The sequence below is a fragment of the Pseudomonas sp. P867 genome (genome assembly GCF_019891455.1).
Taxonomy (GTDB): domain Bacteria; phylum Pseudomonadota; class Gammaproteobacteria; order Pseudomonadales; family Pseudomonadaceae; genus Aquipseudomonas; species Aquipseudomonas synxantha_A.
This window is the reverse complement of sequence record NZ_JAFLXB010000006.1, coordinates 63,888-78,397: the sequence shown is the minus strand read 5'-3', so window position 1 is coordinate 78,397 and position 14,510 is coordinate 63,888. Positions and strand designations below refer to the sequence as shown.

Sequence of the window (14,510 nt, the reverse complement as noted above, 5' to 3'; positions counted from 1 at the left end):
TGGTCAGGATTTCAGGTAGCCGTTAGCGGCCAGAAAACTTTCGGTGATGTTGCCTGATGCAGGCTCTGCGGCCTTTTCGCCCAGCAACAGGCGCTCCAGGTAACGGGCAAGCAAGTCCACTTCCAGGTTCACCCGGCGCCCAGGCTGGTAGGAGGCCATGATGGTTTCGCTGAGGGTGTGGGGAATGATGGTCAGTTCAAATTCGGCGCCATTGACGGCGTTCACGGTCAGGCTGGTGCCATCAACGGTGATCGAACCCTTGTGGGCAATGTACTTGGCCAGCTCTTTGGGCGCACGGATGCGGAATTCCACGGCGCGTGCGTTTTCACTGCGGGCCACCACTTCGCCGACACCGTCGACATGGCCGCTGACCAGGTGACCGCCCAGGCGCGTGGTCGGCGTCAGGGCTTTTTCCAGGTTGACCGGGCTGCCGGCCTTGAGGTCGTTCATCGCGGTGCAGTCCAGGGTTTCCCGGCTGACGTCGGCGGCAAAGCCGTTGCCCGGCAGCTCAATAACGGTCAGGCACACGCCGCTGACGGCGATACTGTCACCCAGCTTGACGTCGCCGAGGTCCAGCTTGCCGGTTTCAACCAGCAGGCGCACGTCGCCGCCTTTGGGGGTCATTGCACGGATGCTGCCGATGGATTCGATAATGCCGGTGAACATTTCGCTCTCCTGAAAACGAGGGGCTGACGCTTAAGCGCAGGCCGGGAATTATACGCTCGCTGTCGGGACGGGAATGGCAGTGACTCGCCAGTCGTCGCCTACAGCGCGCATGTCAGTGATCTTGAGTTGGGGCGCGTCGACCAGCTTCTCAAGCGGCCAGTCCAGCAACGGCCGGGCAGCGGAGCCGAGGAACTTGCCGGCGATGAATATGACGTACTCATCCACCAGGCCTTGCTGGGCAAACGCGCCCGCCAGGCTCGGGCCCGCTTCCACCAGCACGTCGTTGACGCCACGGGCGGCCAATGCCACCAGCGCCGAGCGCAGGTCGACCTGGCCCTCCACGCCTGGTACCACCAGGCACTCTGGGCCACGGGGGAACTGGTTCTCCGGGGTTACGCAGGTGATGACCAGTGCCGGGCCTGCCTTGAAGAAGGGTGCATTGAGCGGCACGCGCAAGCGGCCGTCGATCAACACGCGCAGCGGCGGGCGCGACATGGCCAGGGCGGTGGTTTGTTCATCCAGGCCCAACTCAGCGGCGCGCACAGTCAAGCGGGCGCCGTCGGCCAGCACCGTATCGGCACCGGTCAACACCACACTCGCCTCGGCACGCAGACGTTGGACGGCGGCGCGGGCAGCGGGGCCGGTGATCCATTGGCTTTCGCCGCTGGCCATCGCCGTGCGGCCGTCCAGGCTCATGGCCAGCTTGACCCGCACGAACGGCAAACCGTGCTCCATGCGCTTGAGGAACCCCGGGTTAAGCGCCCGCGCCTCAGCTTCCAGGACACCACTGCGCACCTCGATACCCGCCTGGGCCAGACGCTGCATGCCACGCCCGGCCACTTCCGGGTTCGGGTCCTGCATACCTGCCACCACCCGCGCCACACCGGCGCTCACCAGTGCATCGGCGCACGGCGGCGTACGGCCATGGTGGCTGCACGGCTCCAGCGTCACGTACACCGTCGCGCCACGGGCCTTTTCACCGGCGGCGCGCAGGGCATTCGGCTCGGCATGGGGCTCGCCGGTGCGCTCATGCCAGCCTTCGCCGACAATCTGCCCGTCACGCACGATCACGCAGCCCACCCGTGGGTTGGGGTGGGTGGTGTACAGGCCCTTGCGCGCCAATTCGAGGGCACGCGCCATGTAATGGGCGTCGAGGACTGCCTGTTCAGACGTCATTGTTTGGAAGGCTCACGGGCCAGGCGGTCGATTTCTTCGCGGAACTCATTGAGGTCCTGGAAGCGTCGATACACCGAGGCGAAACGGATATAGGCGACTTCGTCGAGCTTTTGCAGCTCGCCCATCACCAGCTCTCCAACCACCAGGCTCTTGACCTCGCGCTCGCCGGTCGCCCGCAGCTTGTGCTTGATATGCACCAGCGCCGCTTCCAGGCGCTCGACACTCACCGGGCGTTTTTCCAGGGCGCGCTGCATACCGGCGCGCAGTTTTTCTTCGTCGAAAGGCTGGCGGCTGCCGTCGGACTTGATCAGACGGGGCAATACCAGTTCGGCGGTTTCGAAGGTGGTGAAACGTTCACCACAGGCCAGGCATTCGCGCCGGCGACGCACTTGATCGCCCTCGGCGACCAGACGCGAGTCAATGACCTTGGTGTCGTTGGCACCGCAGAAGGGACAGTGCATGGTTGGCAGGCAACAAAAAATGGGAGGGCCATGGTAGCGCATCCCCGTCGCAAGACAAGCCATAGCCTTTACGGTATATAGGCAGGCTTATATGTTTGATATTTTTTAAGCCACGGATTTTGTCCTTTCTGGAGCCGTACATGCAGTTACGACCACTCGTTCTACTCACGCTGTTCAGTTTTCTGGTCGCCTGCAGCAGCGAAGCCCCCAAACCGGCCGCGCCTCAACCGACACCGGCACAAGAGAAAAAAGTCCCGGGTATTGAAGACCTCGGCCCCCTGCCCGCCTATCAACGGGAAATCAGCGGCAGCCTGACCAATGTGCCCGCCGGCGCCGAAGTCGAGATGGCTCTGCTGGTGATCGACGACCGTTCGCGCCCGCAGCAACTGCTCGCCAGCAGCGTGCTGAGCGGCAATGGCAAGCCCCTGGCCTTCCGCCTGCGCTTCAACCCTGAAGCCTTCCCGGCCGGTGCACGCGTTGAATTGCGTGGCCGCGCCAGCCAGTCCGGCCAGTTGATCCTGCACTTGCCCGCCGTGCGCGTCACCCAAGCGATCACCCAGAGCACCGGCCCCCTGCAACTCGTCAAGGCGCCATGACGCCACCGCTGCACCTGCAGCGCGCCTTGAGCGAGTTGATCGGCGACGCGCAATTGGTGCCCTGCCCGCTACCGGGCACCGAATTATCGCTATGGCTGCTCGATGCCGACAATATGGACCGCGCCTTCAGCCAGGAAGAAACCCGGCGCATCCTGCATGAGCCGCCCTACTGGAGCTTTTGCTGGGCCAGCGGCCTGGCGTTGGCGCGCTACCTGGCGGCGCATCCCGAGTGGGTCGCCGGCAAACGCGTGCTGGATTTCGGCGCCGGTTCGGGCGTAGCCGGGATCGCCGCCGTAAAGGCGGGGGCCCTGGAAGTAGTGGCTTGTGACCTGGACCCGCTGGCCCTGGCGTCTTGCCGCGCCAACGCCGAACTCAATGCGGTGGAGCTGGGCTATTGCGCCGACTTCTTCGCCGAAGCCGACCGTTTTGACTTGATCCTGGTGGCCGACGTGCTTTACGACCGCGCCAACCTGCCGCTGCTGGATCAATTCCTCACCCGTGGCCGCGAAGCGCTGGTGGCCGATTCGCGGGTGCGGGACTTCCAACACCCGCGTTATCAACGGCTGGAGGTTCTGGACGCGTTGACCCTGCCGGACCTGGCCGAGCCTTGGGAGTTTCGCAAGGTGAGTCTGTACCATTCGCGGCGCCAGCCCTTATAGTTGCCCCCATTCCCGCTTTATTCGAGACGCCCCATGAGTGAGCCCACGCCGTACATCTTCGACGTCACCACCGCCAACTTCGACCAGGCGGTGATTCAGAATTCTTTTGAAAAACCTGTGCTGGTGGACTTCTGGGCCGAATGGTGTGCGCCATGCAAGGCGCTGATGCCGATGCTGGCGCAGATTGCCGAGAGCTATCGCGGCGAGTTGCTGTTGGCCAAGGTCGATTGCGAGGCCGAACAGGACATCGTCGCGCGTTTCGGCATTCAAAGCCTGCCGACGGTGGTGTTGTTCAAGGATGGCCAGCCGGTGGACGGCTTTGCCGGTGCGCAGCCGGAGTCGGCAGTACGGGCGATGCTGGAGCCACATGTGCAGATGCCACCACCGGCTGCGGCGGATCCGCTGGAACAGGCCCAGGCGCTGTTCAGCGAAGGACGCATCAGTGAAGCTGAAGGGCTGCTGGTGGCGCTGTTGGGCGAAGACAACACTAACGCCCCCGCGTTGATCCTGTACGCACGCTGCCTGGCCGAACGCGGCGAATTGGGCGAAGCCCAGGCCGTGCTTGACGCAGTCAAAAGCGACGAGCACAAGGCCGCCCTGGCCGGGGCCAAGGCGCAGATCACCTTCCTGCGCCAGGCCGCAGACTTGCCGGACACCGCCGATCTGAAGAGCCGTCTGGCACAGAACCCGCAGGACGACGAGGCGGCCTATCAGTTGGCGATCCAGCAGCTGGCGCGCCAGCAGTACGATGCGGCACTGGAAGGTTTGCTCAAGTTGTTTACCCGCAACCGCAGCTACAGCGAAGGCTTGCCGCACAAGACGTTGCTGCAGGTGTTCGAATTGCTGGGCAATGAGCACCCGCTGGTCACGGTGTACCGCCGCAAATTGTTTGCCGCGTTGTACTAATCACCGATCCAACGGTACAGCGGCGTATCCCCGCCGCTGCTCACCTTGACTTTGGCGCTATGGCGCAGGCGCACCAACAGGCGCTTGCCCGCGCCCGCATCGCCTGCCAACCCTTCCAGTTGATCGAGTAATTCCAGACCGTTGAGCTGCCCTGCCTTGCGCAGCACCTCCTGGGCGCTCTGCCATAGGTCGTCGTTTTGTTTGACCGGCGCCGCGGTTGGCGCACTGGGCGTTGGGGCGGCCTGAAGCTGTGCGCCCAAGCGCGCCCAATCGCCGTCGTCCAGTTCCAGGGTCAAGTCCACCGGCAGGTCGCCGATGGTTCCACGAATTCGCAACATCGCTGTACTCCTGCATTTTTCTGACCGTCATGCTCCCATGCAGCTTGCGCAACACCAAGCAGGCGGTCAAACTCTCGGCTCTATTGTTATAAGATCACATAACAAAACTTTCATCCTGGAGCCCTCCCATGCGCCGTTTGCTGCTTGCTTTGCCGTTCGCCCTGCTGCCACTGGCTGTTGCCCACGCTCACGAAGAGCATGACCACGAGCACGGCAGCCTCGGCGCCCATGAACATGGGGTCGGCCGTCTCAATGCCGTGCTGGATGACAAGGCCCTTGAGCTTGAACTGGACAGCCCGGCCATGAACCTGGTGGGTTTCGAGCATGTAGCGACCAGCGCCGCCGATAAAGCCAAGGTCGCCGGTGTACGTAAACAACTGGAGAACCCGTTGGCCCTGTTCAACCTGCCCAAGGCCGCAGGGTGTGTGGTCAGCAGCCAGGAGCTCAATAGCCCGCTGTTCGGTGACAAACCAGAAGCCGACCATGACGACGATGACCACGCCACCGACGGCAAAGGCGCCGCCGCTCACGAGCACCATCACGACCACAGCGAAATCCACGCCCACTACCAATTCACCTGCGCCACGCCGACGGCCTTGGGCAACCTGGACTTGAGCCAAGTGTTCAAGACCTTCCCCGCCACCAAGAAAATTCAGGTACAACTGATCGGCCCGAGCGGTCAGCAAGGTGTTGACGCGACGGCCACCGCCGCCACCCTGAAGTTCTGACTTGAAAGCACAGTCCATGTGGGAGCTGGCTTGCCTGCGATACTGGCGACGCGGTGCAGCAGGCACACCGTAGCGATGCCATCGCAGGCAAGCCAGCTCCCACAGTGGATCGGCGCCATTTTCGACTACCAGGCGACACTGACTTCCCATGACTCAAGCGTTAATCGAACTGTCCGACCTGGGCTTCAACTGGCCCGGTCACCCGCAGTTGCTGGACATCCCCGCGTTCCGCCTGGAACCCGGGGAAACCCTGTTCCTCAAGGGCCCGAGCGGCAGTGGCAAGACCACGCTGCTGGGGCTGTTGGGGGGCGTGCAGAAACCCTGCCAGGGCAGCATCCGCCTGCTTGGGCAGGAGTTGACCGAACTCTCGGCCGGCGCCCGTGATCGTTTCCGTGTGGACCACACCGGCTACATCTTCCAGCAGTTCAACCTGCTGCCGTTTCTATCGGTGCGCGAAAACGTCGAGTTGCCTTGCCATTTTTCCAGGTTGCGCGCACAACGGGCCAAACAGCGCCACGGCAGTGTCGACCAGGCGGCTGCGACCTTGCTCGCGCACCTGGGCTTGAAGGACAAGGACTTGCTGGAGCGCCGCGCCGACTCGCTGTCCATCGGCCAGCAACAACGGGTGGCTGCCGCCCGTGCGTTGATCGGCCAACCGGAACTGGTGATCGCCGACGAGCCCACCTCAGCCCTGGACTATGACGCCCGCGAAGCGTTCATCCAGTTGCTGTTCGCTGAATGCCGTGAAGCTGGCGCCAGCCTGTTGTTTGTCAGCCATGACCAGAGCCTGGCGTCACTGTTCGACCGCAACCTGTCACTGGCCGAACTCAATCGCGCCGCCACGCCCGCAGAGGTTTGAGATGTATCTGTTTCGTCTAGCCATGGCCAGCCTGGCTAACCGCCGCTTTACTGCGATCCTCACTGCCTTCGCCATCGCGCTTTCCGTGTGCTTGTTGCTGGCGGTGGAGCGCGTGCGTGTCGAGGCGCGCAACAGTTTTGCCAGCACCATCAGCGGTACCGACCTGATCGTCGGGGCACGTTCGGGCTCGGTCAACCTGCTGCTGTATTCGGTGTTTCGCATCGGCAACGCCACCAACAACATCCGCTGGGACAGCTTTGAGCATTTCGCCGCCAGCCCCCAGGTGAAATGGGCCATTCCGATTTCCCTCGGCGACTCCCATCGCGGTTACCGCGTGATGGGCACCAACGAATCCTACTTCGAGCATTACCAGTACGGGCGCAAGCAAAACCTCGAACTGGCCAGCGGCCGCGCCTTCGCTACCGACCCGTTTGAAGTGGTGCTCGGCGCCGAAGTCGCCGACGCCCTGCATTACAAACTCGGCGACAAGCTGGTGCTGGCCCACGGTGTAGCGGTGGTCAGCCTGGTCAAGCACGACGACAAACCCTTCACTGTGGTCGGCATCCTCAAGCGTACCGGTACGCCGGTAGATCGCACGTTGCACATCAGCCTGGGTGGCATGGAGGCGATCCATGTCGACTGGCACAACGGTGTGCCGGCCCAGGGCAAAGGCCGCATCAGCGCCGACCAGGCGCGCAATATGGACCTGACGCCGCAAGCCATCACCGCGTTCATGCTCGGCCTGAACAACAAGATTTCCACCTTCGCGTTGCAAAGGCAGATCAATGAGTTCCGTGGCGAGCCGATGCTGGCGATCCTGCCGGGCGTGGCCCTGCAAGAGCTGTGGAGCATGATGAGCACCGCCGAGAAAGCCTTGTTCGTGATCTCGCTGTTCGTGGTGCTGACCGGCTTGATCGGCATGCTCACGGCGATCCTCACCAGCCTCAACGAGCGCCGCCGCGAGATGGCGATTCTGCGTTCGGTGGGCGCGCGCCCATGGCATATCGCGAGCCTGCTGATCTTCGAAGCCTTCGCCCTGGCCTTGTCCGGTGTGGTAGCAGGCGTGGGCCTGCTGTATGTCTGCATCGCCGCCTCCCGTGGTTACTTGCAGGCCAACTACGGGCTGGACCTGCCGATGTCCTGGCCGAGCGAATATGAATGGACCCTGCTGGCGGGTATCCTCGCGGCAGCGCTGTTGATGGGCAGCGTGCCCGCGTGGCGCGCCTATCGACAATCTTTGGCCGATGGCCTGTCCATCCGTGTATGAGGAAGGCTTCGATGCGTCGTGCCCTGTTTGCCCTGTTGCTGCTGACGGCCGTGCCCGTGTGGGCGGATGAACAGCCCAAGGACCTGTCCTGGCAGGAAATGATCCCGCCGGATGCGCCACCGGAAGTGCCTAATATGAAGCCGCTGCACGACCTGTCGAACATGGCCGATGCCTTGTCCGTCGAGGCGGCGCCGGCGGCCAAGCAGGATCTGCCCAACGCGCCGGTGGTGCGGAGCCTCGACGGCCAGCACATCCGCCTGCCGGGGTATATCGTGCCACTGGAAGTCAGTGAAGAAGGCCGCACTACCGAGTTTCTGCTGGTGCCGTATTTCGGCGCGTGCATCCATGTGCCGCCACCGCCGTCGAACCAGATCGTGCATGTCAAAAGCGAAGTCGGCGTGAAGCTCGATGAGCTGTACCAGCCGTACTGGATCGAAGGCGCGATGCAGGTCAAGCCGTCGACGAGTGAACTGGCCGACGCCGGTTACCAGATGGATGCCCAGAAGATTTACATGTACGAGCTGCAGGAGTAGCGCTGATCACCCTTTCATTGAGCTGAGTCAAAAGACCGAACGGAACGATCTTTACCATTGGACGTACAACTTTTAAACGTCCTTTGGAGCTCCCATGAACAAGTCTCTGCTCGGCGCGTCCCTCTTCGCGCTCGCCCTCGTCGCCCCGGTCGCACACGCTCACCAGGCGGGCGATATCCTGGTGCGTGCCGGTGCAATCACCGTCAACCCGGAGGCCGACAGCGGCAAAGTCAAGGTTGACCAGGGCCCGCTGGCCGGCACCAACCTGGGCGGCAAGGCGACTATGAGCAGCGACACCCAACTGGGCTTGAACTTCGCCTACATGATCACCGACCACGTCGGTATCGAATTGCTGGCCGCCACGCCATTCGAGCATGACGTGAAACTCAAGAACACCGCACTGGGCGCCGCCAACGGCAAGCTCGGTTCGCTCAAGCACCTGCCGCCGACTCTGAGCGTCGTGTACTACCCGCTGGACAACAAGTCGGCATTCCAGCCGTACGTGGGCGCCGGTATCAACTACACCTGGATCTACGACGAACACGTCGGCGGTCGCGCTCAACAAGCCGGCTTCAGCAACTTCAAGGCCGAAAACTCCTGGGGCTGGGCCGCACAGATCGGCGCCGACTACATGATCAACGACAACTGGATGATCAACGCCCAGGCGCGCTACATCGACATCAGCACCAAGGCGACTGTGGATAACAATGCGCTGGGCCAGGGCACTCGGGCCAAGGTCAATGTGGACGTTGATCCGATGGTTTACATGGTGGGTATTGGCTACAAGTTCTAAGCAACACTGCATAACCCATGTGGGAGGGGGCTTGCTCCCGATAGCAGAGTGTCAGTCAACAGATTCATGGACTGACCCATCGCTATCGGGAGCAAGTCGAATCGTCGCACCGCCCCTCCCACATTTGGTTTTGTAGCGTGTCAGCTGTGGCGGTAGAACCGGTCCAGCAACGCCGGAAGCCCCGCCCGCCATGCCCTTGGCTTGATGCCAAAGGTATGCAGGATCTTCTTGCAGGCCAGCACCGCGTGCTGCGGTTCATCCGCCGCATCCGGCCGAGCCGCGTGGGCCTGGGCAGTGGGGGATTCAATGGCCAGCGCGTGGAAGTTGCGCGCCTCGGTCAGGATCGCCTGGCCCAGGGCCAACGGCGTAGTCGCCTCATGCCCGGCGTAATGATAGGTGCCCCACAGCGGCGCCGCGCAATCAAGCTGCTTGAGCACCGAGATAATCACCCGTGCGGCATCGTCCACCGGCGTCGGGTTGCCACGACGGTCGTCGGCCATCAACAGCTCATCAGGTTTTTCGGCCCGGGCCAGGAACCGCCCGAGCGTGCCGTCGACACTGTCATCGAGCAACCAGCCAAATCGCAGCAGCACATGTTGTGGGCAAGTGGCGCGCACGCTCTGTTCGATACGCCACAACGCCTGGCCGCGCAGGCCCAGGGGCACCGGCTCGTCTTTTTCGCTGTAGGCGGTGGCGCGCGAGCCATCGAACACCCGGTAGCTGGACGGTTGCAGCAGCGTGATGCTGTGGTGCTGGCACAATTCAGCCAGGCGTTCGATGGCGAACTCCTGAGCGGCCAAGCGGGTTTCGCTCACGGTTTCGGCCTGGAACCAGTCGAAATAGTAGGCGAGGTTGATCAATGCATCGGGACGGGTGTCGTCGAGCAATTGGGTAAGGCTCGCGGCATCCCAGCCGTCTTGGGGCGGTTTGGGGGCGAGGAAACCGATGTCTTCCTCTGCACCGAGGCGAATCAGCGCCTGCCCGAGGGCATTCCCGCCGCCCAGTAACATAAGGCGCATTCGCATAGATTGAGCAGGCCCGGTCTGTTTGGAACGATGGTTATTATCGACAGGCGTGTGCGCCTTGCCGTAGGTAGTTGCCAGAATCGTTGCATTTTGCGGGTTTGTAGCGCAACCGTCACGGATAAAGTACGTGTTTGCAACTTGTTGGAGCAGGTGGCATCAATCACTTCATGAACCTTCCCGAATCAACGACCAGCCCACTGGATGGTTTTCACCCCGCCGTCAGTGCCTGGTTTTGCAGGACCTTCCCCTCGGTGACCGACGCCCAGGCCCAGGCGTGGCCGCTGATCCGCCAGCGGCGGTCAACGCTGATCGCCGCGCCCACCGGCTCGGGCAAGACCTTGACGGCCTTTTTGGCGGTACTCGACGATTTGGTCCACCAAGGCCTGGCCAACGGCGGGCAACTGCCGGACGAGACCCTGGTGGTGTATGTGTCACCGCTCAAGGCGCTGTCCAACGACATCCAGATCAACCTGCAAAACCCGCTGGCCGGCATTACCGAGCAGCTTCAAAGCCTGGGCCTGCCGCCGCTGGTGATCCGCACCGCCGTGCGCACCGGCGACACCCCGCAAAAAGACCGCGCACAGATGCGCAAGCGCGCGCCGCATATCCTGGTGACCACGCCCGAATCTCTGTATGTGCTGCTGGGTTCGGATTCCGGCCGACACATGCTCGCCAGCACGCGTACGGTGATCGTCGATGAGATCCATGCCATCGCCGCCGGCAAGCGCGGCAGCCACCTGGCCTTGAGCCTGGAGCGCCTGCAAGCGCTGTGCGCCAAGCCATTGACCCGTATCGGCCTGTCAGCCACGCAAAAACCCATCGAAGCGGTCTCGCGGTTTTTAGTCGGCACCGACCGTGAGTGTGCCATCGTCGACATCGGCCATGCGCGCCCACGGGACCTGGATATCGAAGTGCCGCCAGTGCCGCTCTCGGCGGTGATGGCCAACGATGTGTGGGCCCTGGTCTACGACCGCCTCGCGCAATTGGCCCGCGAACACCGCACCACGCTGATTTTCGTCAACACCCGGCGCCTGGCCGAACGCCTGGCCCGGCATCTGAGCGAGCGGCTGGGCAAGACCGCCGTGGCCGCCCACCATGGCAGCCTGGCCAAGGAACTGCGCCTGGACGCCGAGCAACGGCTCAAGGCCGGCGAACTGCAAGTGCTGATCGCCACCGCGTCCCTGGAGCTGGGCATCGATATTGGCGAGGTGGATCTGGTCTGCCAGATCGGCTCACCCGGCTCGATCAATGGCTTTTTGCAACGCGTCGGCCGCTCCGGGCACCAGGTCGGCGGTACGCCCAAAGGGCGCTTGTTTGCCACCACCCGTGACGACTTGATCGAATGCGCCGCGTTGCTCGACTGCGTACGCCGTGGCGAGCTGGATACCTTGCATATTCCAGTGGCGCCGCTGGACGTGCTGGCCCAGCAGATCATTGCCGAAGTCAGCGCCCGTGAATGGCCGGAACAGGCGCTGCTGGCGCTTGTCCACCGTGCTGCGCCCTACGCCGAGCTGGATGAGCGCCACTACCAGGCCCTGTTGCAGATGCTCAGCGAGGGCTACAACGGCCGCCAGGGTATCCGCAGCGCCTACCTGCACCGTGACGCCGTGACCCACACCCTGCGCGGCCGCCGCGGTGCCAGGCTCACCGCCGTCACCAGCGGTGGCACCATCCCGGACAACGCCGACTACAGCGTGTTGCTGGAGCCTCAGAGCCTGAACATCGGCAGCGTCAACGAAGACTTCGCGGTGGAAAGCATCGCCGGCGACATCTTCCAACTCGGCAATACCTCTTACCGCATCCTGCGGGTCGAAGCGGGCAAGGTGCGTGTCGAGGATGCCCATGGCCAACCGCCGACCATCCCGTTCTGGCTGGGCGAAGCACCCGGGCGCAGCAACGAGTTGTCGGTGGCCGTGGCGCGCTTGCAAGGGCAAATCGACAGCTTGCTGGGTGCCACGCCCGGCGACCTGCAACCGGCCCTCGACTGGCTAACCGGCACCCTGGGCCTGCATCGCGCCAGCGCCGAACAACTGCTGGATTACCTGGCCCGGTCGCGCCAGGCCCTGAGCGCCCTGCCCTCCCGGGACACGTTGATCATGGAGCGGTTTTTCGACGCGTCCGGCGGCACCCAGTTGATCATCCACACGCCGTTTGGCAGCCGCATCAACCGCGCCTGGGGCCTGGCGTTGCGCAAGCGCTTCTGCCGCACCTTCAACTTCGAGCTGCAAGCGGCGGCCAGCGAAAACGCCATCGTGCTGTCGCTGTCTACCAGCCACAGTTTTGCCTTGGATGAGGTGTGGCGTTACCTCAACAGCAACAGTGCTGAACACCTCCTGATCCAGGCCGTGCTGGATGCGCCGCTGTTCGGCGTGCGCTGGCGCTGGAATGCCGGCGTGGCCCTGGCGTTGCCGCGCTACACCGGTGGGCGCAAGGTGGCGCCGCAGATCCAGCGCATGAAGAGCGAAGACCTGATCGCCAGCGTCTTTCCAGACCAGATCGCCTGCCTGGAAAACCTCGCCGGCGAGCGCGAAATCCCCCATCACCCACTGGTGGAACAAACCCTCGACGATTGCTTGCATGAAGCCATGGACAGTGAAGCCTGGCTGGCACTGCTGCGGCGCATGGAACGCGGGGAAGTCCGATTGATCAGCCGCGACCTGCCCGCCCCTTCGCCCATGGCTGCGGAAATTCTCAGCGCCAAGCCCTACACCTTTCTCGACGACGCCCCGCTGGAAGAGCGCCGCACCCAGGCCGTGCTCAACCGACGCTGGAGCGACCCGCAGAGCACCGATGACCTGGGCGCACTGGATGCCGAGGCTATCGCCGGCGTTCGCGAAGAAGCCTGGCCCGCGCCCAATGGCGTAGATGAAATGCATGAAGCGCTGATGAGCCTGGCGTGCATCGCAGCCCCTGAAGTTGCGCCGCAATGGGCCGCATGGCTGCACGCCTTGGCCAAGGCCGGGCGAGCCTGTCAGTTGCACAACGGCATGTGGGTCGCCGTGGAGCGCTTGAGTTGCTTGCAAGCGCTCTACCCTAACGATTTGCCACTGCTGCCCGGGTTCGACGAGCCCTGGGAATTTGACGAAGCACTGTTAGAAGTACTGCGTGCGCGCCTCAGTGGTTTTGGCCCGTTGAACCTGGTCGAAATCGCTGCCCCCCTGGCGCTGCCCGTGGCGGCAATCACTCAGGCCCTGTCGCGCCTGGAGCAGGAAGGCTACGTGCTGCGCGGGCACTTCAGCCCCGGTGCCACGCAGGAACAATGGTGCGAACGTCACTTGCTGGCACGCATTCATCGCTACACGGTCAAGCGCCTGCGCCGAGAGATCGAGCCGGTGGCATTGCAGGATTTCATGCGCTTTCTGTTCGATTGGCAGCACCTGTCCGACAGCACCCGTGGCCAGGGCAGCGCCGTATTGCCGCAGATAGTCAGCCAACTCGAAGGTTATGCCGCCGCCACGTCGGCCTGGGACACTGACCTGCTCAGCGCGCGCATCAAGGATTATTCATCGACCTGGCTCGATGACCTGTGCCGCAGCGGCAAGCTGGTATGGACGCGCTTAAGCAACAAGGCCAGCGCCATGGCGTTGCGCAGCACCCCGGTGGTTTTGCTCCCCCGTAGCCAGGTAGCGTTGTGGAGCGGGCTGACCGAGCCCACCGACAGCACCACGCTGTCGCCCAAGGCGCAGAAAGTCCACTCGGCCCTGCGCGAACACGGCGCCTTGTTTTTTGATGAACTGGTGCACGAGGCCCACCTGCTGCGCAGCGAGCTGGAGACAGCCTTGCAGGAACTGGTAGGCGCCGGCCTGGTGAATGCCGACAGCTTCGCCGGGCTGCGCGCCCTGACCACGCCCGCCAGCAAACGCCAGGCCCGCAGCAGTCGACGTGGGCGCGGGGCGTTTGTCGGCGGCATGGATGATGCCGGTCGCTGGGCCTTGGTCCGCCGTTCCTCGACCGCCGCCGGCGCGCATTCGGCCGAAACCCTGGAGCATGTGGCGATGACCCTGCTGCGCCGTTACGGCGTGGTGTTCTGGCGCTTGCTGGAGCGCGAGGCGGATTGGTTGCCGAGCTGGCGTGAATTGCTGCGCACCTTCCATCGGCTGGAGGCACGCGGGGAGATTCGTGGCGGGCGGTTTGTCAGTGGGTTGGCGGGCGAACAGTTTGCGTTGCCGGAGGCGATACCCTTGCTGCGCGAGGTGCGGCGGCGGGCACATGACGGGAGCTTGATCGCGGTGTGCGGGGCGGATCCATTGAACCTTGTGGGCACGCTGCTACCGGGGGCCAAAGTGCCGGCGGTGAGCGGTAATCGGATTGTATATCGCGATGGGCTGCCGGCGGCGGTGATGGTCGCCGGCAAGCAGCAGGTGTTGCTGGAGATGGATCAGCAGGCAGTGCAGGAGAAGTTGATCAGGCGCTGACCTTTAGGCCCTCATCGGGAGCAAGCCCCCTCCCACATTTTGATGTGTGAACACATTCAAATGTGGGAGGGGGCTTGCTCCCGATGGG

The 14,510-nt window shown here is 63.4% G+C and carries 14 protein-coding genes; 9 read left to right on the top strand and 5 right to left on the bottom strand.

Annotated features, from left to right (window positions below):
• Positions 1 to 3: 3 nt before the first annotated feature.
• From J1G33_RS13045 to nrdR, 3 genes are read right to left on the bottom strand one after another with little or no spacing between them, the layout of a single operon-like run.
• Positions 4 to 666: a riboflavin synthase gene (locus tag J1G33_RS13045; RefSeq protein WP_005791849.1), complete on the bottom strand. Its 663-nt coding sequence runs from the start codon at positions 664 to 666 to the stop codon at positions 4 to 6.
• A gap of 48 nt (positions 667 to 714) precedes the next feature.
• Positions 715 to 1,842: a bifunctional diaminohydroxyphosphoribosylaminopyrimidine deaminase/5-amino-6-(5-phosphoribosylamino)uracil reductase RibD gene (gene ribD, locus J1G33_RS13040; RefSeq protein WP_078822445.1), complete on the bottom strand. Its 1,128-nt coding sequence runs from the start codon at positions 1,840 to 1,842 to the stop codon at positions 715 to 717.
• Positions 1,839 to 2,303, bottom strand: coding sequence for a transcriptional regulator NrdR (gene nrdR / locus J1G33_RS13035; protein ID WP_019818855.1), 465 nt, complete (start codon positions 2,301 to 2,303; stop codon positions 1,839 to 1,841). The genes ribD and nrdR overlap by 4 nt, the downstream gene beginning before the upstream one ends.
• A 140-nt stretch (positions 2,304 to 2,443) precedes the next feature.
• On the opposite strand from nrdR, the gene J1G33_RS13030 reads away from it, so the two are divergent.
• The 3 genes from J1G33_RS13030 to trxA are packed head-to-tail and all read left to right on the top strand — an operon-like array spanning position 2,444 to position 4,464.
• Entirely contained in the window at positions 2,444 to 2,899 is a 456-nt protein-coding gene (locus tag J1G33_RS13030) for a YbaY family lipoprotein (RefSeq protein ID WP_005791855.1), read from the top strand.
• Positions 2,896 to 3,558, top strand: a complete 663-nt coding sequence (locus tag J1G33_RS13025) for a 50S ribosomal protein L11 methyltransferase (RefSeq protein WP_032879244.1) — start codon at positions 2,896 to 2,898, stop codon at positions 3,556 to 3,558. Before J1G33_RS13030 ends, J1G33_RS13025 begins: the two co-directional genes overlap by 4 nt.
• Positions 3,559 to 3,591: 33 nt before the next feature.
• Positions 3,592 to 4,464 carry a thioredoxin gene (gene trxA, locus J1G33_RS13020; protein ID WP_032879242.1) on the top strand — a complete coding sequence of 291 codons (873 nt, stop codon included), beginning with the start codon at positions 3,592 to 3,594 and terminating at the stop codon, positions 4,462 to 4,464.
• Here trxA and J1G33_RS13015 read toward each other — a convergent pair.
• A complete protein-coding gene (locus J1G33_RS13015; protein ID WP_032879241.1) occupies positions 4,461 to 4,802 on the bottom strand; it encodes a hypothetical protein in 342 nt (113 codons plus the stop codon). The genes trxA and J1G33_RS13015 overlap by 4 nt on opposite strands.
• A gap of 128 nt (positions 4,803 to 4,930) precedes the next feature.
• Here J1G33_RS13015 and J1G33_RS13010 point away from each other — a divergent pair, with 128 nt between their 5' ends.
• The 5 genes from J1G33_RS13010 (at position 4,931) to J1G33_RS12990 (ending at position 8,982) form a co-directional block, all read left to right on the top strand.
• A complete protein-coding gene (locus J1G33_RS13010) occupies positions 4,931 to 5,530 on the top strand; it encodes a DUF2796 domain-containing protein (RefSeq protein ID WP_103735399.1) in 600 nt (199 codons plus the stop codon).
• Positions 5,531 to 5,678: 148 nt separating this feature from the next.
• A complete protein-coding gene (locus J1G33_RS13005) occupies positions 5,679 to 6,389 on the top strand; it encodes an ABC transporter ATP-binding protein (protein ID WP_032879239.1) in 711 nt (236 codons plus the stop codon).
• Between the two features lies 1 nt (position 6,390).
• Positions 6,391 to 7,656: an ABC transporter permease gene (locus J1G33_RS13000; RefSeq protein WP_148853985.1), complete on the top strand. Its 1,266-nt coding sequence runs from the start codon at positions 6,391 to 6,393 to the stop codon at positions 7,654 to 7,656.
• Between the two features lie 11 nt (positions 7,657 to 7,667).
• Positions 7,668 to 8,189: a DUF3299 domain-containing protein gene (locus J1G33_RS12995; RefSeq protein ID WP_223018191.1), complete on the top strand. Its 522-nt coding sequence runs from the start codon at positions 7,668 to 7,670 to the stop codon at positions 8,187 to 8,189.
• A 94-nt stretch (positions 8,190 to 8,283) separates the two neighbouring features.
• Entirely contained in the window at positions 8,284 to 8,982 is a 699-nt protein-coding gene (locus J1G33_RS12990) for an OmpW family outer membrane protein (protein WP_005791869.1), read from the top strand.
• A gap of 140 nt (positions 8,983 to 9,122) precedes the next feature.
• Here J1G33_RS12990 and J1G33_RS12985 read toward each other — a convergent pair whose 3' ends face one another.
• Positions 9,123 to 10,007 carry a sugar nucleotide-binding protein gene (locus J1G33_RS12985; protein WP_032879234.1) on the bottom strand — a complete coding sequence of 295 codons (885 nt, stop codon included), beginning with the start codon at positions 10,005 to 10,007 and terminating at the stop codon, positions 9,123 to 9,125.
• 167 nt (positions 10,008 to 10,174) lie between these two features.
• On the opposite strand from J1G33_RS12985, the gene J1G33_RS12980 reads away from it, so the two are divergent.
• Positions 10,175 to 14,422, top strand: a complete 4,248-nt coding sequence (locus J1G33_RS12980) for a DEAD/DEAH box helicase (protein WP_223018190.1) — start codon at positions 10,175 to 10,177, stop codon at positions 14,420 to 14,422.
• The last annotated feature ends 88 nt before the right edge of the window (positions 14,423 to 14,510 follow it).